Annotated in this window: 15 protein-coding genes; 7 read left to right on the forward strand and 8 right to left on the reverse strand. The window is 49.9% G+C overall.

The features are described from left to right. The first annotated feature begins 62 nt into the window (after positions 1-62). The 4 genes from GNP95_RS18765 to GNP95_RS18780 all read left to right on the forward strand — a co-directional run bounded on the left by GNP95_RS18765 (position 63) and on the right by GNP95_RS18780 (position 6914). Entirely contained in the window at positions 63-2558 is a 2496-nt protein-coding gene (locus GNP95_RS18765) for a GH39 family glycosyl hydrolase (RefSeq protein WP_155612388.1), read from the forward strand. Positions 2559-2903: 345 nt separating this feature from the next. Then, complete coding sequence (locus GNP95_RS18770; RefSeq protein ID WP_155612389.1) at positions 2904-4142, forward strand: PTS sugar transporter subunit IIC; 1239 nt, start codon at positions 2904-2906, stop codon at positions 4140-4142. 67 nt (positions 4143-4209) lie between these two features. Continuing rightward, positions 4210-6471: a beta-glucosidase family protein gene (locus tag GNP95_RS18775; RefSeq protein ID WP_155612390.1), complete on the forward strand. Its 2262-nt coding sequence runs from the start codon at positions 4210-4212 to the stop codon at positions 6469-6471. Positions 6472-6734: 263 nt separating this feature from the next. Then, a complete protein-coding gene (locus GNP95_RS18780) occupies positions 6735-6914 on the forward strand; it encodes a hypothetical protein (protein WP_155612391.1) in 180 nt (59 codons plus the stop codon). A 51-nt stretch (positions 6915-6965) separates the two neighbouring features. Here GNP95_RS18780 and ahpF read toward each other — a convergent pair whose 3' ends face one another. From ahpF to GNP95_RS18795, 3 genes are all read right to left on the reverse strand, one after another. Then, the gene (gene ahpF / locus GNP95_RS18785) at positions 6966-8498 is read right to left on the reverse strand and encodes an alkyl hydroperoxide reductase subunit F (RefSeq protein ID WP_155612392.1); all 1533 of its coding nucleotides are present in this window, start codon (positions 8496-8498) and stop codon (positions 6966-6968) included. A 14-nt stretch (positions 8499-8512) separates the two neighbouring features. Further along, entirely contained in the window at positions 8513-9076 is a 564-nt protein-coding gene (gene ahpC, locus GNP95_RS18790; RefSeq protein WP_155612393.1) for an alkyl hydroperoxide reductase subunit C, read from the reverse strand. A gap of 211 nt (positions 9077-9287) precedes the next feature. Beyond that, the gene (locus tag GNP95_RS18795; RefSeq protein WP_155612394.1) at positions 9288-10277 is read right to left on the reverse strand and encodes a cysteine peptidase family C39 domain-containing protein; all 990 of its coding nucleotides are present in this window, start codon (positions 10275-10277) and stop codon (positions 9288-9290) included. Positions 10278-11083: 806 nt separating this feature from the next. Between GNP95_RS18795 and GNP95_RS18800 the strand changes: the two genes are divergently transcribed. The 3 genes from GNP95_RS18800 (at position 11084) to GNP95_RS18810 (ending at position 16274) form a co-directional block, all read left to right on the forward strand. After that, entirely contained in the window at positions 11084-15046 is a 3963-nt protein-coding gene (locus GNP95_RS18800) for an endo-1,4-beta-xylanase (protein WP_155612395.1), read from the forward strand. A 91-nt stretch (positions 15047-15137) separates the two neighbouring features. After that, positions 15138-15413, forward strand: coding sequence for a ribbon-helix-helix domain-containing protein (locus GNP95_RS18805; RefSeq protein WP_230873911.1), 276 nt, complete (start codon positions 15138-15140; stop codon positions 15411-15413). A 12-nt stretch (positions 15414-15425) separates the two neighbouring features. Next, positions 15426-16274: an alpha/beta fold hydrolase gene (locus tag GNP95_RS18810; RefSeq protein ID WP_155612396.1), complete on the forward strand. Its 849-nt coding sequence runs from the start codon at positions 15426-15428 to the stop codon at positions 16272-16274. Between the two features lie 41 nt (positions 16275-16315). Here GNP95_RS18810 and GNP95_RS18815 read toward each other — a convergent pair whose 3' ends face one another. The 5 genes from GNP95_RS18815 to GNP95_RS18835 all read right to left on the reverse strand — a co-directional run bounded on the left by GNP95_RS18815 (position 16316) and on the right by GNP95_RS18835 (position 21107). Then, positions 16316-17074, reverse strand: coding sequence for an ABC transporter ATP-binding protein (locus GNP95_RS18815; RefSeq protein WP_155612397.1), 759 nt, complete (start codon positions 17072-17074; stop codon positions 16316-16318). 4 nt (positions 17075-17078) lie between these two features. Then, on the reverse strand, positions 17079-19397 hold the full coding sequence (locus GNP95_RS18820; RefSeq protein ID WP_155612398.1) for an ABC transporter permease: 2319 nt from the start codon (positions 19395-19397) through the stop codon (positions 17079-17081). A gap of 3 nt (positions 19398-19400) precedes the next feature. Next, positions 19401-20045: a TetR/AcrR family transcriptional regulator gene (locus tag GNP95_RS18825; RefSeq protein WP_155612399.1), complete on the reverse strand. Its 645-nt coding sequence runs from the start codon at positions 20043-20045 to the stop codon at positions 19401-19403. 170 nt (positions 20046-20215) lie between these two features. Beyond that, on the reverse strand, positions 20216-20638 hold the full coding sequence (locus GNP95_RS18830; protein WP_155612400.1) for a DUF1259 domain-containing protein: 423 nt from the start codon (positions 20636-20638) through the stop codon (positions 20216-20218). A 49-nt stretch (positions 20639-20687) separates the two neighbouring features. Next, positions 20688-21107 carry a DUF1259 domain-containing protein gene (locus tag GNP95_RS18835; protein ID WP_155612401.1) on the reverse strand — a complete coding sequence of 140 codons (420 nt, stop codon included), beginning with the start codon at positions 21105-21107 and terminating at the stop codon, positions 20688-20690. Between the last annotated feature and the right edge of the window lie 77 nt (positions 21108-21184).

The raw sequence follows: 21184 nt of genomic DNA on the forward strand, positions 1-21184 counted from the left end.
AATAAAATAACGGAGAACCTCAAGAATAAGACTATTCTCCCGTCAGAAAGGAGCCCTTGCCGATGAGTTATCTCTACGAGTTTATCGAATATCAAGAGGATCTGCCGATTAGGCTGTTCGTGAATAGTGTCGCATATGTCCCTTTTCATTGGCATAAGGAGGTTGAAATTATTTATGTTCTGCAGGGCGCGATTACGATTCATGTGGATCAACGGAATTATGAACTGAAGCAAGATGATATTATCGTTGTCAACAGCATGTCTGTGCATCAGATCGACCGTACAAATCAGGATAATGTCCTGCTTACGCTGCAATTTAGTCCGGATTTGCTGGACGAGCAGCGGGCGGTGTCGTGTAATTCCCTGTATCAGACGCCAGAGAGCCAGGATATCTATGACAGCATTCGCCGCTATCTGGCCCAGATGGCCCGGGAAGCGAGCAAGAAGACGCAGGGCAGCCGGAATTATTCGCTGGGTCTTCTGCATATGCTGGCGGGGCATCTGATGCGCTACTTCTCTATCCAATTGACGGAGGAGAAGCAGAACAATGTCAACGATTATGACTATCAGCGGCTGAACCGCGTGCTGCAATTTATCGACCATAATTACAGCCAGAAAATTACGCTGCAATCGATTGCCGATCAGGAGCATTTAAGCCTTCATTATTTCTCCCATTTCTTTAGCGACAAGATCGGCATTCCGTTCCAGAAATATCTGACCTCTGTCCGATTGGAGAAGGCAGTTAATGCATTGATGGACACCAATCATAGCGTGACTCAGATTGCGCTCGATTGCGGCTTCGCCAACGTCAAGCTGTTCAATAAATATTTTAAAGAGAAATATGACACGACTCCCGGGGCCTTCCGCGAGGCCCTCACGGCGGCAAAGCCTGTGGACCCTGACCGGAAGCCGCTCACCTATGAGGAATCGACAAGCGCCGACTATTATGAGGTGGATACGATTCAGGCGATGGAATCGCTCTACCGGTATTTGGAGCCGTCGCAAGCATCGGCTGTCCTATCCTCCGCATCCAGCGTCATTTATGATGAAGTGGAAATCCTCATCGATGAGAAGACAGCAGGTAATCCGTATACGAAGCATTGGAACTGGCTTACGACAGCTGGCAGGGCGGTAGAAGGCTTGCGTGCTGATTGGCAGGCGCAATTTCTTGAGCTGCAGCGCAGACTTGGGTTCTCGCATATCCGCTTCCACGGTATTTTTAATGATGAGATGATGGTGTATACGGAGACAGCGGATGGCGAGCCGGTCTACAACTGGGCTTATGTGGATAAACTGTACGATTTCCTGCTCCAAGCCGGGATTCGCCCGTTCGTCGCCTTAAGCTTCATGCCTTCAGCACTGGCTCGCTCGAAGGAGACTATTTTCTGGTGGAGAGGGCATATTGCTCCGCCGCGGGATCAGAATAAATGGAATGCGCTAGTTCGTGAATTCATCCGGCACTGCCTGAACCGCTACGGCTTGGAAGAGGTATCCTCGTGGTACTTCGAAGTGTGGAACGAGCCTGATCTCTCGGGGGTATGCTGGGCGGGCTCCAAGCAGGAATATTTCCAGTTCTATGCCGAGACGGCGAAGACGATCAAGTCCATCTCCCCGCGGCTCCGCTTAGGCGGGCCTGCGATGGGCTACGGCTCGCTCTGGAACGACAACTGGACGGAGGAATTCATTGCATTCTGCAGCGACAGACAAGCCCCGATCGACTTTTTCTCGTTCCATGTCTATTCGGAATATCCGAGTCTGAAAGAAGAGCAGCCCAAGCTTACGACTCTGATGCCTTCTACGTTCTATTTGGACAGTGTGAAACGTTTGCGATCTAAGCTGGCAGCGACTGCCCTGCCCGACCTGGAGCTGCATATGACGGAGTGGAACTTCTCGCTCTATGACCGTAACCTGATTCACGATACGATGTTCATGGGCGCGTTCGTGGTCCATCATGCGCTGCAGACGCTGGGTACGCTAAAATCTCTTGCCTACTGGTCATTTACGGATGTATTTGAGGAGAGCCAGGTGCCTTCCTCGATGCTGTATGGCGGATTTGGCCTCATGAACCGCAACGGGTTGAAGAAGCCGAGTTATTACGCCTTCGAGCTGCTCGCCAAGCTCGGGGATCGCATTGTATCCCAAGGCGACGGGTACATCGTAACGAGCGGCCAGAATGGCAGCCTGCAAATTCTAATGTATAATTACGCCCATGTAGATCAGCTCTTCGCCAGCGGCGATTGGTCGGGATTGACGGAGCTAAGCAGGTACACCATTTTTGAGGAAAAAGGGAATCGCGCATTCCATCTCAAGCTGAATGAACGGGAGCATGGCTGTAAAGTGACCCGCTATCGGCTAGATCGCGAGCACGGGTCTGTCTTCGACGAATGGGTACGCTTAGGCGCACCAACCTATCCGACCGAAGAGGAGCTGCAATTTCTGCAGCATCGAAGCGGACCGCAAATGCACGTGGAATGGCTGTCTGCGACGGAGCGTTTAGAGCACACTTATATCGTACCTCCGCATGGCATCTTGCTGCTGACTTTGCAGCCGCAATATTGATATATGGACTTTCGTAAAAAAAGGAGTGACCGTTCCCGCTGGATGCGGGAATGGCGCTCCTTTTCGTATAGTTAGCGTCACATATGTGATCATTCTGCATAAAGACGGTCAGCGGACTAGATCCTAGGAAGGGCAAGAGTGCTTTACAACCCGGCTTCATCCGCCGAAGAGGTATTTCTTGCTGTATGGCTGGGCCAATCCCGTATCAAGCTAGCAAGCGAACGAACAACACAACAAGAAACAAACCTATAGAGGACAAGGAACAACGAGAAAGCGCTATCAGGGCTGTTTATAATGATCTTGTAAGTCATTAATACCAAGCTTAACGATATAGGAGGAATCATAATGCAACGTCTAATGAAGTGGATGGAAGAGAACTTCGCCCCACGATTAGAAGCATTTACGAAGAATGTCTGGGTCGATTCCATTCAGGAAGCGATTATGGTCGCATTACCGATGATCTTCATTGGTTCATTGATAACCTTAGTGTCCATTCTGAATGACTTCATCCCAGGCATGCCTGATTTGTCGCCAATTACGACGTTCAGCTTCGGATTGCTTGGCATTTTTATTGCTTTTCTGACACCATATACCGTCATGCAGAAGAAGGGACACGACAAGATTAAGCTCATAGCGGGCGCAACTGGCTTATCCTTGTTCATGATGCTGCTCAAGCCGACCTTCGGTGAAGACGGAACGGTACAATTCGTCCTTGAGCGCTTCGGTCCTTCGGGGATGGTGACTGCTCTTTTGGTGGGTGCATTTGTAGCTGCTATCTTTAATGTCTTTAACCGATTCTCTTTCTTCAAGAAAAATACGACCCTGCCTGAGTTCATTAAGGACTGGTTCGACTTTCTCGTCCCGATTGCCCTGGTTCTTGTGATCGGCTGGGTTCTGATCTACCAATTGCATTTCGACATGTTTGCACTGATCGTAAACATTTTCAACCCGCTGCAAAAAATTAGCCAGACCTTAATTGGCTTCGTCTTATTCAACTTTATCGGAGTGCTGCTCTATTCCTTCGGTGTCAGTCCGTGGGTCATGACTCCCATTTTCTACTCGATCTGGATTCCGGCGATCGAACAGAACGCTTCACTCGTCGCCCAAGGCTTGGAGCCGGTTAATATCAACACGTTCGAGACGTTCTTCTCCGGCTGGGTCGGCGTTGGCGGACTCGGGGCCACTCTGCCGCTGATTGTCTGGTTCATGTTCGCGAAGTCGAAGAAATTAAAATCGATCGGGAAAGCAACGATTGTCCCTTCCCTGTTCAATATCAATGAGCCGGTGATTTACGGGGCTCCGGTTGCCTTTAACCCGATTCTGATGATCCCGATGTGGATCAACGGCATCATTACGCCGATTATCGTCTACATCGTGCTTGATCTTGGGCTGGTAGACATTCCAAGTAAAGTGTTCCAGCTCTGGTATACGCCGATCGGTATTTCCACGTACCTCTTGACCGGATTCAAGGGCGTCGTGCTTCTGGCAATTGTATTGTTCCAGATGTTCCTCGTCTGGTTCCCGTTCTTCAAAGTGTACGACAAGCAAGAGCTTAAGAAAGAGCAGCTCGCTGCTGCTGAATAATTTAAATTTGTGATCATAAGTGGACTTTCTAAACGACGAAATTTGTAACGATAGGAGAGACATAACGATGAGACCAACAAAAGAACTGCTCGCGGCTATGACTTTGGAAGAAAAAGCGGCCATCTGCGCCGGACTAAATATGTGGATGACAAAGGGCTTTGAACAACACGGGATTCCCGCTCTGCAAATGTACGATGGAACAAACGGAATCCGTAAAACGAACAGTAATGAAGAGATGGGCATCACCGGGGAGAATATCCCTGCAACCTGCTACCCTACGGGATCAGCCATCGGCTCTTCCTGGAACACGGAGCTGCTGCATGAACTTGGTGTAGCCTTAGGAATAGAAGGACGCGATATGGAGGTTGATTTGCTCTTAGGGCCTGGGATCAACATGAAGCGTACGCCGCTGGGCGGCCGGAACTTCGAATATTACTCCGAGGATCCGGTCCTGTCGGGCGAGCTTGGAGCCGCCTTCGTGAACGGTCTGCAAAGCCAAGGCGTTGGCGCTTCGTTGAAGCATTTCGCCGGGAACAACCAAGAGTTCGAGAAAATCGTCACAAGCTCCGAAATCGATGAGCGGACACTTCGCGAGATTTATCTCGCTGCCTTCGAGCGGATTGTGAAAAAAGCCAATCCATGGACCGTCATGTGCTCCTACAACCTGCTTAACGGCTCTTACACGAGTGAGAACGAGCATTTATTGCATGATATTTTGCGCGAGGAATGGGGCTATGACGGGGTAGTCATCTCGGACTGGACCGCTGTCAATGACCGGATTCGCGGTCTGGCTGCAGGTCTGGATCTGGAAATGCCAGGCCCTGCTTACTACAATACTAAAGCGATTGTAAAGGCCGTCGAGGAGGGCAAATTGGACGAAGCGGTCGTTGATCAGTCCGCTGGCCGTATTATCGAGCTTGTGCGCAAGGTTAAGGAAGCGAATATCGAATCGGCTCCTGCGAACGTGGATTATCATGATCTGGCGCGCCGGGCGGCTGCGGAAAGTATCGTATTGCTGAAAAATGACAATGGCATTCTGCCGCTTGATTCCAAGAAGCTGTCCAAAATGGCCGTCATCGGAACGTTTGCGAAGCACCCAAGAATTCAGGGTGCCGGCAGTGCGAGAGTAACCCCGACACGTGTTGATATTCCATGGGATGAACTGAAGAACATCGCAGGCGATCAGGTTGACCTGGTCTATGCCGAAGGATATCCGCAGGATGACCGCATCGATGAGCAAATGATTCAGGAGAGCGCGGCGCTTGCAGCATCCGCAGACGTTGCTGTACTGTTCGTCGGTCAGCCGGAGTATGTTGAATCAGAAATGCATGATCTGGAGACGATCGAGCTGCCGCTTCATCAGCAGAAGCTCATCAAGGCGGTGACAGAGGTTCAGCCTCGCTGCATCGTCGTCACTAGCAGCGGATCAGCGCTAGCGATGAATTCCTGGGTTCAGTATGTGCCAGGCGTGCTTCATTCCTGGCTGACCGGCCAAGGCAGCGGCAAAGCGATTGCCGACATTCTGTTCGGACGTGTCAATCCGTCCGGCAAGCTGTCGGAGACCTTCCCTGTTAAGCTGTCCGACAACCCGGCGCATATGCGGATTCGCGGCGAGAACGGCAAGCTCTACTATCGCGAAGGACTCTATATCGGTTACCGCTACTATGAGCGCAAGGAGCTGGCGCCGCAATTTCCGTTCGGGCATGGCTTGTCGTATACGACCTTCGCTTACTCCGATCTGAAGGCTGTTCAGCAAGACAGAAATGTGAACGTAAGCTTTACAGTAGAGAATACCGGGAAGATGGCCGGTAAAGAGGTTGTTCAGCTCTATGTTCATGATGAAGAGTGCAGCTGGGGCCGTCCGGAGAAAGAGCTTAAGGCATTTGCGAAAATTGCCCTTGCTCCCGGCGAGAAGCAGCAGGTTCAATTCGTGCTGGAGGAACGCGATTTCGCTTATTACAACACGAAATACAACAAATGGGTGGCGGAGACAGGGTACTTCCAAATCGCGATCGGCAGTTCTTCCCGAGATATTCGCCTGCGTGAGCGTGTCCATTGCGACTTCGGCTTGGAGCCAATCTCCTTCCACAAGTTCAGCCTGCTGAACGACTGGATCAACACACCGAAGGCGAGAGGCATCTTTGAAGTTTATCTTGCGGAGATGAACAAGCATGTCAGCGAGCAAGTCATTCTGGACGATGTGTTCATTGGCTTCTGGGGCGACTTCCCGGCCATTAAGATCTTCCAGATGTTTGGCCAGACCTGGTTGGTCGATCGCTCGCCGGACGATGTGATTGCAGAGATGATCGCTGAGTATGAACGGCAATAAGAAATAAGCAGTGAGCAATGAGCAATGAGCAATAAGCAGCGAGCAATCAGTAATGTGCTATGTGCAAATCTGGGCTTAGATGCTCTGATCCTGAACCAGATTTGATCGTAATATGTCTAAGAACATCTCCATGAGGGTCGTCCCCTATCTGTTTAGATATGGGCGGCTCTGGAGATGTTCTTTGCTCTTTGCGTCTTCCCCCTCATTTCCCCTCCCCTGACCTCATATAATGCTATAAAGACATAGCTCGGAGGTACCAAAGGATGGGCGACGCGCTCCATGCAGTGGATGAGGAAATAAAGCGGCTGACCACAACGCTGATTCAGCAGCAGCGGGAGGATGGGTCCTGGCATTTTTATACCCATTATCACAGCTACCGATACATCTGGCCGCTCCTGGCGCTGAGCCACTATCGAAGGAAATATGATGACAAGCACAACTAAAAACGGCCCCAGTCCCAAAATAGATCAGGACCAAGGCCGTTAATAAATATATTATTGATTCCGAATCAGGTAATCGAATGCACCTAAAGCTGCGGTAGCACCGGATCCCATCGAAATGATGATTTGCTTGTAAGGCGAGTTCGTGCAGTCGCCGGCAGCGAATACGCCAGGGATGCTCGTTGCGCCATGATTGTCAACCACGATTTCGCCCATGCGAGTACGTTCAATCGTGTCACCGAGCCAATCGGTATTCGGAACCAGACCGATTTGAACGAATACGCCCTCGAGATCAAGATGCTTAGTCTCGCCGCTCTCGCGCTCGATGTAGCTGACGCCGTCAACTCGGTTCGACCCCGTGATTTCTTTCACTTGCGCATTTTTGATAACAGTCGTATTTGGCAAACTATTCAGACGGTCTTGCAGTACAGAGTCTGCCTTCAGCTCTGGCATGAATTCCAGAACGGTAACATGGTCGGTAAGACCTGCAAGGTCAATCGCTGCCTCAATACCAGAGTTTCCGCCGCCTACTACGGCAACCTTCTTGCCTGCGAATAGAGGACCATCGCAATGCGGGCAGTAGGCTACGCCTTTATTCTTATATTCTGCTTCGCCAGGTACGCCCAGATTGCGCCAGCGGGCTCCTGTAGAAATGATGACGGTCTTGCTCTTCAGAATTGCGCCATTTTCCAGCTCTACTTCAATAAGATCCTTCTTCTCCAGACGTTTCGCACGTTGTGCCTTCATGATATCGATGTTGTATTCCTTCGCATGCTCTTCAAGGCTGGCAGCGAGTTTAGGCCCTTCCGTGTACTTCACGCTGATGAAGTTCTCGATGCTCAAGGTATCATTAACCTGACCGCCGAAGCGCTCGGCCACAATACCTGTGCGGATTCCTTTGCGTGCCGCATAAATCGCCGCACTCGCGCCGGCTGGTCCGCCGCCGATGACCAGGACGTCATACGGCTCTTTGTTCTCGAACTCGGAGGCATCCGAGGTAACCAGCTTCGCAAGGATGTCATCGATCGTCATGCGGCCGCTCTCGAAGAACTCGCCATTCAGGTGAACGGTCGGCACGGCCAGAATGTCCTTGCTCTCCACTTCTTCCTTGAAGGCTGCACCGTCGATCATCGTATGTGTGATGCCAGGGTTCAGAATACTCATCAAGTTGAGTGCCTGCACAACGTCTGGACAGTTGTGGCAGGATAGGCTTACGTAAGTCTCGAAGTTATATTCGCCTTTAATGCTCTTGATCTGATCAATTACGCTTTGTTCCACCTTTGGAGCTCTGCCGCTGACTTGTAGCAGTGCCAGAACGAGCGAAGTGAATTCATGTCCCAATGGAACGCCGGCAAATACTACGCCAGTATCTTCTTCACCTACACGATTTACGCTAAAACTTGGCGTTCTAGCCAATTCCGTGCGCTCTACCGTGATTCTGTCCGACATGCTGGACAGTTCATTCACTAGATCCAGCATGTCGTTAGATACAGAATCGCTACCTGCACTGACTTTCAGCAGAACATCGCCTTCCAAAAGCTGAAGATATTGCTCCAGTTGTTGTTTAATGTCTGCATCCAGTTTCATGATTTTCTCTCTCCTTAGATCTTACCTACGAGATCAAGGCTAGGCTTCAATGTTTCTCCGCCTTCTTTCCATTTCGCAGGGCACACTTCGCCTGGATGTTTGCGTACGTATTGAGCTGCCTTGATTTTGTCGATAAGCGTGCTTGCATCACGGCCGATGCCGTCTGCAGTGATTTCAACCGTTTGGATTACGCCGTCTGGATCGATGATGAACGTAGCACGGTTCGCCATGCCGCTTGCTTCATCCAGCACGTCGAAGTTACGGGAAATAGTATGGGATGGGTCACCAATCATAATGTAAGTAACCTTGCCGATGGCCTCGGAGCTGTCATGCCATGCTTTGTGCACGAAGTGGGAATCCGTGGATACGGAGTATACTTCTACGCCAAGGTCTTTCAATGTTGCATATTGATCCTGCAAGTCTTCAAGTTCAGTTGGGCACACAAATGTGAAGTCTGCTGGGTAGAAGCAAACTACGCTCCATTTGCCTTTGAAGTTCTCGTCAGATACCTCGATGAATTCACCGTTGTGGAAAGCCATTGCTTTAAACGGTAGTACCTCTGTTCCAATCAATGCCATGGTTAATCTTACCTCCTAAATTTTCGCAATTAGTGATAGAAGCTTAAGACTAGTTTATCACACCGTCTCAATCAACTAAAACTAATTCTTATTTATAATCATTATTATATGCTATTGATTCTCATTGTCAAACATCTTCACGAAGTCTTCATAATTCCTAATTTACCCTATGTGAGCATAAAATATTGGTCCGCAGCCTCACAAAATTCAATCACTTGCTGGCCAGCTCGCCGATAATCTCCTTTAGCAGCTTCATCTCATTTTCCTTAATGGTCTCAAGCAGTGTAATCATTCGGTTCACAATCTCCAGCTTCTCACTGATTTGCATGCGGAGACAAAGATTTCGGAGAATTAAGCATTGTTCTACCAATTGCTCATAACGGTCGATATGATCGTTAGGCAGTTGGACTCCTCTATGCTCTGCCAAGAAGCGCAGCCTGGCGTGCATCACTTTTTTATGCTCGTATAAGATATGGAATATCCTCACATCCGTTATATGACTGTTGACATAACGCAGATACTCGGCAATTTCATCATATACAGCTACTCCAAAAACATGTTCAGCGGAATTGCCGTACATGCGGAAACGTTCTGAGGAATTCCGGCTATAAAGGTACTCTTCCATTTGCTCAAGCATAATTTGCTGATCAAATCCAAACGTACCGGAAGGTTTTAGCTCCAGTAAGTGCATGCCATCGACCCACTGCATTAGCTCGCCTTCGGATTGGTCAAAATGCAAAAGCGCTTTTTCCAGTAAGGCAGTCTCGATCTCTCCAGTATTATATAGAAAGCTCTCATTAAAGCCGGCAATGTGAAACTCATCCCGTTCCGGGTTGTACCCATACAAAAATATATCATGTGCATTATGCATTATTTGATAGTTCACCCTGTTTGGCACGTAATACTCATTAACAAAGGTCATGATATACTTGCCTTCCTCTAGCCTATCTTTAAGAAATGGGATGAGCGGCGTATACTTCGTAATTAACGACTTCGGAATGTACATTTCTCCAAGCAGCGGACTGGATTTTTGAAATTCATAGAAATCAAGCATAGGTGTATATGGCTTCTTAATCAGCACTAACTGAATGTAATTACAATAAAGCCAGTTGAAAAAATCAGTATGCTGCGCCATAATGGACAGCCTGTAGGCATGATGCTGATAGCCGATTACCGGTGAATCCCCTAACGAAAGCTTCATAAATTACTTCCCTCCGTTTATTCAGAATTCTGCTCTTGCAATGCTCTAGCACACAACATACAACCTATATAAATTCCTCTAATTTACCCATCTTCATCTTCCATGCTTTCGTCCATCCTCTTCAGCGAGGAAATTGAATGTACTTCATGCAGTTAGATCATCTGTTTGAGCCGTGTTAAAGGGAACTAATTGCAAAACTTACATTTAGTTTAAGGCTATTTCGACGAATCAGCCAATTCAAGGCAAACTAACAGCATGCTTTACATTTAGCATATGTATTTTTTATAAAAGAGCTTAACTAGCTGTATAAAATACATTTTGTCTTCAATCTCGCATTAAAAATTAGGGGCTGAGACGTCCGCCCACTAAGATCTGACAAGCCTCCCTTCCTCATTTAAAATGTTCTCTACCTAAACATCCTCTTTATTCTTTAAATATAGCTTAATTATTAACAAATAATATAATAAATTTCTCATCTGTAATGAATACACAAAACTATGAATGTTACATATAAAACTTAAGATGTTATATAAAAGATATAACATATTCTTCCCAGATAGTTTAAAACTGTTATTATTCTGTAGTATTAATTGTTGATGTAATCCATCTAAGACAACCCCTCTGTTCCCCAACTTAAAGAGCACAAATGGAAATTTATCTTTAAAAACTACGGAATATTCTTTAATTTCTAGCTAGAAGCGTTTTTTGCACGGATGCTATGATTTGGGTTGGGAAAGGAGGACTCCTTCAATCTATTGAAAGCGCTTTACCGTTTTAACCAATCTACTGTAGGGGGAATGCAACGAATGGGAAAAATGATTAAGCAAGGCATCTCGATTTTGCTTGCAGTAATCCTGCTTATTCCTTTAGGCTGGCTGCCTCCAGAAGCGAATGCGGCGGCGCCGTCGGCCACGAATGATGCAGTAACCGTCTATCACGAGACCTTTGCCGGCGGTCAAGGCGCGGCGACACAGTCGGGTGGCGCTCAACTGGCACTAGTCACCGGCAAGGTCTTTGACGGGAACGATGATGGAGCGGCTCTATATGTCAGCAACCGAACGAACAACTATGACGGAGCTGATTTTAAATTTGCCGACATCCACCTGGTTAACGGCAAAACTTACACCGTCACAGCATCCGTCTATGTGGATGCGAACGAGAGCATACCAAGCGGCGCCCAGGCTGTTCTTCTAACTGTGGATAGCTATGGGAACTGGACCGGCGTTAACTATGAAGCTGGCAAAGCTGTTACTTTGACCAGAGAATTAACCGTCGATACCAGCAAGGATACGGCTCTGCGCATTCAATCCAACGATGAAGGAGCCTCCGTTCCCTTCTACATCGGGGACATCCTGATCACCGAGAAGGCCAATTCCGGCGGCGGCAATCCTGAACCGCCTAGACCGCCAGCAAAGGATTTCACCACCATCACCTTCGAGGACGGAACGACCGGCGGATTTGAGGGACGTGCAGGCACTGAAACGCTGACCGTCACCGAAGAAGCCAATCATACCGAAGGCGGCTCCCGCGCTTTGAAGGTAGAAGGCAGAACATCGACTTGGCATGGCCCGTCGCTGCGTGTCGAGGAATACGTCGACAAGGGCAGCGAATACAAGATTTCCGCTTGGGTCAAGCTGATCCACCCTGCAAGCTCGCAGCTTCAGCTGTCTACGCAAATCGGCAACGGCGGCAGCGCGAATTATGTCGCACTTGCCCCTAAAACGATCAATGCCAGCGACGGCTGGGTCCAGTTTGAGGGAACCTACCGTTATAACAGCGTCGGCGATGAATACTTAACGATCTATGTGGAGAGCTCCAATAACGCTGCGGCCTCCTTCTATATCGACGATATCAGCTTTGAGAAAACAAGCGCCGGACCGATTGATATCGAGAAGGACCTGCTTCCGATCAAAGACGCTTATCAATCTGACTTCCTGATCGGCAGCGCCATATCCGCAGAGGACCTCGACGGCGTTCGGCTTGAGCTGCTGAAGATGCATCACAACGTCGCCACGGCCGGCAATGCTATGAAGCCGGATGCACTGCAGCCGAGCAAAGGGGACTTTACCTTTGATGCCGCTGATGCAATGGTGGATAAAATTCTAGCCGAGGGAATGCAGATGCACGGACACGTACTGGTCTGGCATCAGCAATCGCCGGCATGGATGAATACGACGACGGATGCGGCAGGCAATACGGTTCCCCTGAGCCGGGACGAGGCGCTCGCGAACTTAAGAGCCCATATCCGAACGGTCGTTGAGCATTTCGGCGACAGAGTCATTTCCTGGGACGTCGTCAATGAAGCGATGAACGATAATCCGCCTAATCCGTCCGATTGGAAAGAGGCGCTGCGCAAGGCTCCATGGTATCAGGCCATCGGTCCGGACTATATCGAGCAGGCGTTCCTCGCCGCCCGGGAAGTGCTGGACGAGAAAGGCTGGGACATCAAGCTGTACTACAATGATTACAACGATGATAACCAGAACAAAGCCGAGGCCATCTACAGCATGGTCAAAGAAATCAATGAGAATTACGCCAAGACACACCCAGGCAAGCTGCTGATCGACGGCGTCGGCATGCAGGGGCATTATTCGGTGAACACGAACCCGGCCAACGTCAAGCTGTCCTTGGAGAAGTTCATTTCCTTAGGCGTGGAAGTGAGCGTCACCGAGCTGGACATTCAAGCCGGCAGCAACTATGAGCTCTCCGAGCAACTTGCCAATGCACAAGGCTATTTATACGCAGAGCTGTTCAAAATCTATAAGGAGCACGCCGATCATATCGCCCGCGTTACGTTCTGGGGCCTCGATGATGCCACAAGCTGGAGAGCTTCGAGCAATCCATTGCTATTTGATAAAAATCTCCAGGCCAAACCGGCTTATTACGGTGTCATTAACCCGGATAAATTCATCGAGGAGCATCAGCCTGAGACAGGCAATGCCAACCAGTCCTCGGCCAAATTTGCCACTCCGGTCATTGACGGAACGGTTGACGCCGTATGGAATGACACCCCGGGCATGCCAATTAACCGGTATCAGATGGCTTGGCAGGGAGCAAATGGAGTTGCCAAAGCGCTGTGGGACGACAAGAACCTGTACGTATTGGTCCAGGTAAGCGACTCCCAGCTCGACAAATCCAGCGCTAACGAATGGGAGCATGATTCCGTCGAGGTCTTCCTGGACGAGAACAATGCCAAAACCTCGTTCTATCAAGATGACGACGGGCAGTATAGAATCAATTTTGCTAACGAGACTTCGTTTAATCCGCCAAGCCTCGCTGAAGGCTTCGAATCGGCTGTCCAGGTTTCCGGCTCGAACTACACGGTGGAAATGAAGATTCCGTTCAAAACGATTACACCGGCCAACAATATGAAAGTAGGCTTCGACACCCAGATCAATGACGCCAAAGACGGCGCCCGCCAAAGCGTAGCCACGTGGAATGACACAACCGGCAACGGATACCAGGATACTTCCGTGTACGGCGTGTTGTCTCTCATCGGCAAGCCAGCTTCCCCAGGCGGAAGCAGCAGCGGCGGAAGCGGAAGCAGCAGCGGAAGCACCAATAGCGGCAGCGGATCTGCCCCTCAAGAAGGAACTGTGGAGAGCAAAGACGGTGTAGTCACAATTAAACCGGAAGTCAAAGTCGATAACGGGCATGCAACGGCTGCGATTTCTAAAGACACCCTGAGCAAAGCTCTCGAGCAAGCCACTCCTGCCGCAAATGGCAAGAAACAAATCGTCATTGACGTGGCGGAACAGACAGAGGCAGCGTCCTATGAAGTGCAGCTGCCAGCACAGAGCCTGAAGGGGCAGGAAGCCTTCCAGCTATTGTTGAAAACGGATCGAGCGACACTGCAAATTCCGAGCGGACTACTGTCCAATGCGGCCGATGACGCTGATCAAGTATCTATCCGCGTAGGAGCAGCCTCTACTGAGGGCTGGAGTGCAGCTGCACGGGAGCGGGTCGGCAGCCGCCCGGCGATCGACCTGAGCATCACGGCAGGCGATAATGTCATCGCCTGGAATAACCCTGATGCTCCAATCACGGTAGCTATTCCCTACACGCCATCCGCGGAAGAGCTGAACCATCCGGAACAGATCGTTGTTCTGTATATTGACGGCAACGGCAACGCGACAGCAATCCCGAACGGAAGATATGATGCGGCAGCGGGAACGGTTGTTTTCCAAACTGACCATTTCGGTTCTTACGCTGTATCCTTCTCATCGAAGAGCTTTGGAGATCTGCACAATGTCCCTTGGGCCAAACAAGCCATTGATGCGCTGGCGGCTCGCGATATCATCCAAGGAACAGATGACAGCAGCTTCTCTCCTGAAGCTGCTATCAACAGAGCGGACTTTCTGGCGCTGCTGATCAGAACCCTGGAGCTGAAAGGCACGGGCCGCAGTGAGGCCGCCTTCAGCGATGTCCCATCCACGGCTTACTACAGCCATGAATTGGCCATTGCCAGGGAGCTCGGTATCGCCGCCGGGTTTGCGGACAATACCTTCAGACCTGACACCGAGATCTCCCGTCAGGATATGATGGCGCTGGCCGCACGCGCACTTGCAGCCGCTGGCAAGCTATCCGAAGGCACCACAGCCCTAGACGCTTATACGGATGCAGAGAGCGTTGCCGACTATGCCAAAGACAGCATCGCAGCTCTGGTGAAGAGCGGCATCGTCGCCGGCAAGAACGACAAGCTGGCGCCGCATGATTCGCTCAATCGCGCTGAGGCAGCGGCCATCCTGTACCGCATTTGGAAGCTGTAGGCACGGATAACAAACAAGCTGACACCGGTATGAACCGGTGTCAGCTCTTTATTTTGATTAAGGTAGCAATAATTGACTGCTATGTACAAATATGAAAAACTTGGGTTGGGTGATGAGTATGGATATTCCAAACAATAACAATATCGCCGGGAATAAGGTTCCCAACGCCCCAAAAGGCGGCAAACGACCCGGAGCCGGCCGCAAGCCTATCGGCTTGACCCGGAAAATATCCTTGACGCTGCCGCCCGCCTATTGGGCGGAAATCGACCGGCGCTGCTACAACTCTGATTATTCCATTTCGGAAATATTAAGAGCGATCGTAGAAGACTATCTGCAGGAAGCAGACCTTCTCGATACGTCGAAGTAAGGAGGGATTGAGATGGCGGATCAGCATCATTTGGAATTGTCCGATGCACGCCTATTTTACAGGACAAATGGGTCCGGGCAGCCCTTGATCTTCATTCACGGCAATTTCAACGACCATCATATTTGGGAGGAGCAGGCTGACTTCTTCGGCAGATACGCTCAAGATGTTCAAGTTATCCGCTATGACTTAAGAGGCTACGGCGGATCAAGCACCCCTGCGTCCTCCTTCTCTCACGTTCATGACCTGAAGTGCTTAATCGAGCATTTGCACCTGAATGCAGCCGTGCTCATCGGCTCCTCGATGGGCGGAGGCATTGCCCTCGATTTTGCCCTAGCCTATCCTGAGTACGTGCGAGCACTGGTGCTCGCGGCTCCCTCTGTGACGAATCAGCGTTATCCCTGGAAAATGCTCTGGAAGGGGATCAGCAACTTCTATCAACTGCGGTTCCGCGGCAGCCAGTCTGCCATAGAAGCCTTTATTCAAGACGATTACTGGAGCTATTTCTTCCCCTCTCCTCATCGAAGGGCAGCCCGGGAGAAAGTGCTGCGGAATGTCCGGAATCCCGATAATTTCTGCCGGTTCCCCCCTCGCCTTGCCCTTCCGCCGCGCATCAGCAGTATGCAGCGGCTGAATGAAATCCAGGTCCCTACCCTGATTGTGGCTGCGGACGGGGATCATCCGTTCAATCTGAAGACTGCCGGCGACCTTAGCAAGCTTATTCCGCAAGCATCGGGAGCGATGTTCCACGACTGCGGCCATCTTCCTTTTATCGAGCAGCCCGATAAGTTCAATCAGACATTACTCGCCTTTATTCAACCTATGTTATCCGGTAAGCGACAGAAGAGCCTGCAATCCCGTTAAATCCCTTGAACCAGTTCCCTGCGGGGCCAGCGCCAGCACAGCTATATTCCTATTTCTCTCATCTTTGCTGTTACCTGCCCGACCCTTCCATCGGTGTCCGTTCCGTTATACTTCGGAAGCTTCAATTCGCTGACGATCGTTCCATCGCGCATGAACATAATACGTTCCGTCCGTGCCGCAACCGTGGCGTCGTGAGTAACAAGCAGAATCGCGGTCCCCTCTGCATTGATTTCGGAAAATAAGTCCATAATCTCCTGTGCCGATTTGGAATTGAGCGCGCCCGTAGGCTCGTCGCCGAATATAATTTTCGGACTGTTCATCAGCGCGCGGCATATTCCCGCCCGTTGCAGCTGGCCTCCGGACACCTGGGTCATGTCGCGCTTCTCAAGCTCGGCAATGCCTACCCTTTGCATAAGCGCTCTTGCCTTTGCCGTAATTTCTGCGGCGTTCTTTCTGCTCCCCCGCATGGACGGAAGAATGATGTTGTCAAGGATGTTCAGGTGCTTCAGCATCGTCGGCTGTTGAAATACAAAGCCCATCTGGGTTCTGCGCATATCCGCAAGCTCATTCTCCCCAAGCTTGGATAGATCCTTGCCGTCAAACAAGACCTTGCCGTCATTTACGCGGTCCGTACCGCTCAGTGCAAACATCAGCGTTGATTTCCCCGAGCCCGAAGGCCCCATAACGGCCACGAACTCGCCTTCCTCTATTTCCACGGTCACGCCGCCCAATACGTTGCGTCTTTCATCGCCCTCGCCGAAGGATTTTATGAGGTGATCTCCAATAATGATTTTCTTCATAGGCCTACTCCTTTATATGTTCGGAAATGATGATTCGACCCGCGCCCAAGGTGCCGAGGATGGTGGCGATCAGCACCGTGCCAGTCATCATCAGCGGATTTAGCAAATAGGCCGCAAGCGGCTCGACCGTAAAACGAAACGCTGCCGCTCCAAAGGAGGAGATCACCGCCCCGGCAAGCATCTCTCCGAGCGTGTTGGCCAGAAGCGTGCCAAGGACAATGCCGATCATCAGCACGAACACCGCACGCGATACATACTGCGCCTGAATATCGGAGCCTGTGAAGCCGAAGGCTTTCATGACGGCGATGGAGTATCTGTCTTTGGCAACAAGCAGTTTCATGAACAGCAGCGTAACCAGTACCATGATCATGAGAGCCACTGCAACGGCCGCATAAGAGGCCTTTTCGATGGAGCTTATGGTGGAACCAAACGTCTGTGCAATATAGGCATCCATGTCAGAAACCTTAGCGTAAGCAAACCTGCCCGCATAGTCCGCGACCTTGCTGTGGATGAGGGATGGGTCCGCAAGCTCTGCAGAAATGATGTACCACATTGCGTCTGCCGTATGATCGTTGAAAACAGCCTTCGCTGTTTTGCCTCCGTTGGTGATGTCGGAATAGATGCCGCTGACCGTCAGCTTCCTTTCCTTCCCCCCGATCACCAGGGTGATGACATCGCCGGTCTTCTTGCTCAGCTCCTCCGCGTTCAAAGTGGACAGCGCAATCTCGTCTGCTGCGGCAGGTGCTCTGCCCTGGGAGTAGGCGATAGGGAATATCGAATGGTCGCCGAGTTCGATTTTTAAATTTTTTTCCACGCCGGCTTCTGTTGTTACTTTGAACGTTTTCGTGGCAAACACGGCATACTCGGAAATGGCCTTATCCTCTTTCATTGCCTTTAAAATTTCAGCAGCTTTGTCGGATATACGGTCGGTCTGCTGGAGATCTATGCGCAAATCATAGCTCCCGACTCCCATATATTGAATGAAGCTCTTGGAGGAAATCGTGTTGTACAGATTCTGCGGCACAATCATGATAAATACGGAAATGATCAGCACGATCAGCATGGTGGCGTACAGTTTTTTTCGGGCCAGAACATCCTTGACCCCTAGAAAAATATTCGTGTTGAACAGCCGGTTCGTGCTTAGGCGCATGTGCTTTGTTACTGTCGCCTTTTCCTGAGAATTGCCGAAACGAATGGCTTCCGCCGCAGATATCTGCCGAAAGCGTCTCAGCACTCCGCTCACATAAATCATAATGGCGAGAAAAACAAGCAGAATGCCGATGATTCCAAGAAACGGCGCCAGGGATGCGCGGCTGCTCTCCCCCATATACAGCCGGATATTTTCAAGAAGCAGATCTTTGAAAACCAAGGACAATCCAAAGCCCGCCAAGCCCCCCGCCACCGCAATGGCCGCGTATTTGGCAAGATAAATCTTCTTGATGTCGGAAATACGCAGCCCTAATGTCTTCATCACTCCGATTTCGCGGTAATCGTCTTCGATTTTCGCAAGGAGCGTAAAGCGGATGCACATCAAGGCGATGGCCACGACGAGCACGCTCACTAGCAGAATGACCCCAATCATCATTCCATCGGAAATTGCATTGATCATTTTAAATAGCGGATATGTAATCGTTGGCCCGTTCGCTTCCAGTCCTGCAGCAGCATAATCGGTCTCGAAAGCCCCTAGTGCCGATAAATCCTTCAATCTGAATTCGATCAGATATTCCGTACTGCCCAGGCTTTGTAATTCTGCGTGGTCCTGGGGACTAACCAGAAATCGCTTGGAGGAGGAGAGCATGGAGTTCATCTGTGAATCGCGCAGAAATCCCGCTACGGTAAATTCTTTGCCGCTGATGACTGCCCTGTCGCCAAGCTTGACCGTGTTATCCCTCATATAGTTGACGGGTACATACAGTTCGCCGTCAGATACGTTTATGATATTCCCGTTCAGATCAAGCAGATAGTCGAACTTATCGCTCTGGACGCTGAATCCGTTATCCTGGACACTATCCGCAAGCGAACGATCTCCTAGTACAATCCGGGCGCCGTCCATATTGAGAAACTCCAGCACCTGAAATTCATCCATATTGCTGTGCCGATTCGCAAATTCCGTCAGCCGGGCAGGATCAAGTTCACCAGCATGCATCTGCATAAAATGAGGCGTCTTCGCCCGGGTCATCAGCGTATCTATCGCCCCCGACAGATGGACAACGAGTATCGCCGCAAGCGAGACCAGCATAGCTGCCGCTGCTACAAATATCGTGGTCGTCAGCGTGATCAGCTTGCTGTTTGATATATCATTGCGGATTAATCTAAAATACATAAGTCACCCCTGTGCCTCAGGATTCATCCCAAACATCCGCAAAACGTCCTTCAGGCTTCCTTTTTCTGCCCCAAGCAGTCTCTCCACATTACAGATAAAGGCAAGCATTCGCGACAGGCGCTCCTCATCCGTCAATGCAACCATGTCACCATCAAAGACGGTATTCGCATAAATCACAATCATCTCCATACATTCATAAGGATACGGTGTGCTGAACATTCCTTGCTCGATCCCCTCGCGGATGATCTCCGTTAATATCGGCGGAACGCCATGGATAATGACCTTTTGGATCTTCTGATGCATCAGCGCGTTCTGAGGCTTGTGGATATGCTCCATAATCTCCTCGCTGCTTCCGCCGCTTAGGTTCAGTGCCATGACAACACGGATAATACGCTCGACAACGGGTACGCTCTTGTCTGCGGCAATACTCTGAGCTGCGCCTAGAAGACGGGCGCTATACCGCTCGATCAGCGCGTCCATAATATCTTCCTTTGACTTGAAGTGATGATACAATGTACCCCGTGCAATTCCGACCTTCACGAGAATATCGTTTGTGCTTGTACCATCAAAGCCCTTAAGCGCAAAGAGCTCATCCGCCGCATCCAGTATTTCGTTTCTGCGCTCCTCTGCATCTTTTACAACTCTCAATGATATGCCCTCCTCGCCATACACTATCATACCGACCGACTGTCTGTCGGTTATATCTTAACATGCCATGATAGAATGTCAACGCAAATTTCCACACCGAACAAAATCCCGGCCTCCATGAGGCCGGGCTAAACAATCCCCCTTTAAATGCGGTTATTCATCTCATCATCTTAGCCTAAGAAAGAAATAGAACGTTTAACCTTTCTTGCGAAGGCAATCGGATTGTCGATCGATTCCCAGTGGATATACATCAGACGCGGATTCTCAAACAGCCAGTGATTGTGGACGGCCGTTACTTTAATTCCATTTTTGCGAAGATTGCTTATCAATTGGTTGACTTGGTTCTGGAAGAGAGCCGTTTCCCCTAAACAAAGCGCGCGGCCTGAACTGTCCAGCGATTCAAACGAGAACAGCTGATAACGCACCAATGGAGACGTTGTCCTTCTGCCCAAAATAGAAGCGTTCACTTTCCTATTTCTACTTACAAAACAAACCGGCCCTTTAGTAATTTCATGCTCCGTTCCGCCTAAAATGCGTGAAAATTGGTTGCATAGCCTTTTAAAACGAGGACTTGCCTTTATCTGTTCCGCCATAGAGAAGTTCATCCTTTCAATTTATAGTAAAAACATCAGCCCAGCTGCGTTAACCTAAGAATGCAATGGATTCCTTTGTTTTTCTGGCAAATGCAATCGGGTTCGCGATGGCTTCCCAGTGCATATACATCAGGCGCGGATTTTCCTTTAGCCAGTGATTATGAAGGGCGGTCACTTTTATTCCCCGTCTACGGAGATTCGAGAGCAAACGGTTAACCTGGTTTTGATGTACGGCTGTCTCTCCCAGACATAGCGCACGCCCCGACTTATCCAGCGATTCAAACGAGAACATTTGCATCTGAACCAACGGGGATCGCGTTCTTCTTCCCAGGATCGTCTCGCTTAAATTCGTCATCCGGGTGACAAAACAAACCGGCCCCTCCTCAATTTCAGATTCTCCCCCCAGAATTCTTCCAAATTGATCACACAGCCTTTTGAATTGCGGACTTACCTTTACTTGCCCCGCCATGCAAATCCTCCTTTGATCATTTTCTAACCATCTTATGACCAGGGAAGAAAAGTGAATTAGGCGAATCACTCATTTCA

The sequence above is a fragment of the Paenibacillus woosongensis genome, assembly GCF_009725165.1.
Classification (GTDB): domain Bacteria; phylum Bacillota; class Bacilli; order Paenibacillales; family Paenibacillaceae; genus Fontibacillus; species Fontibacillus woosongensis.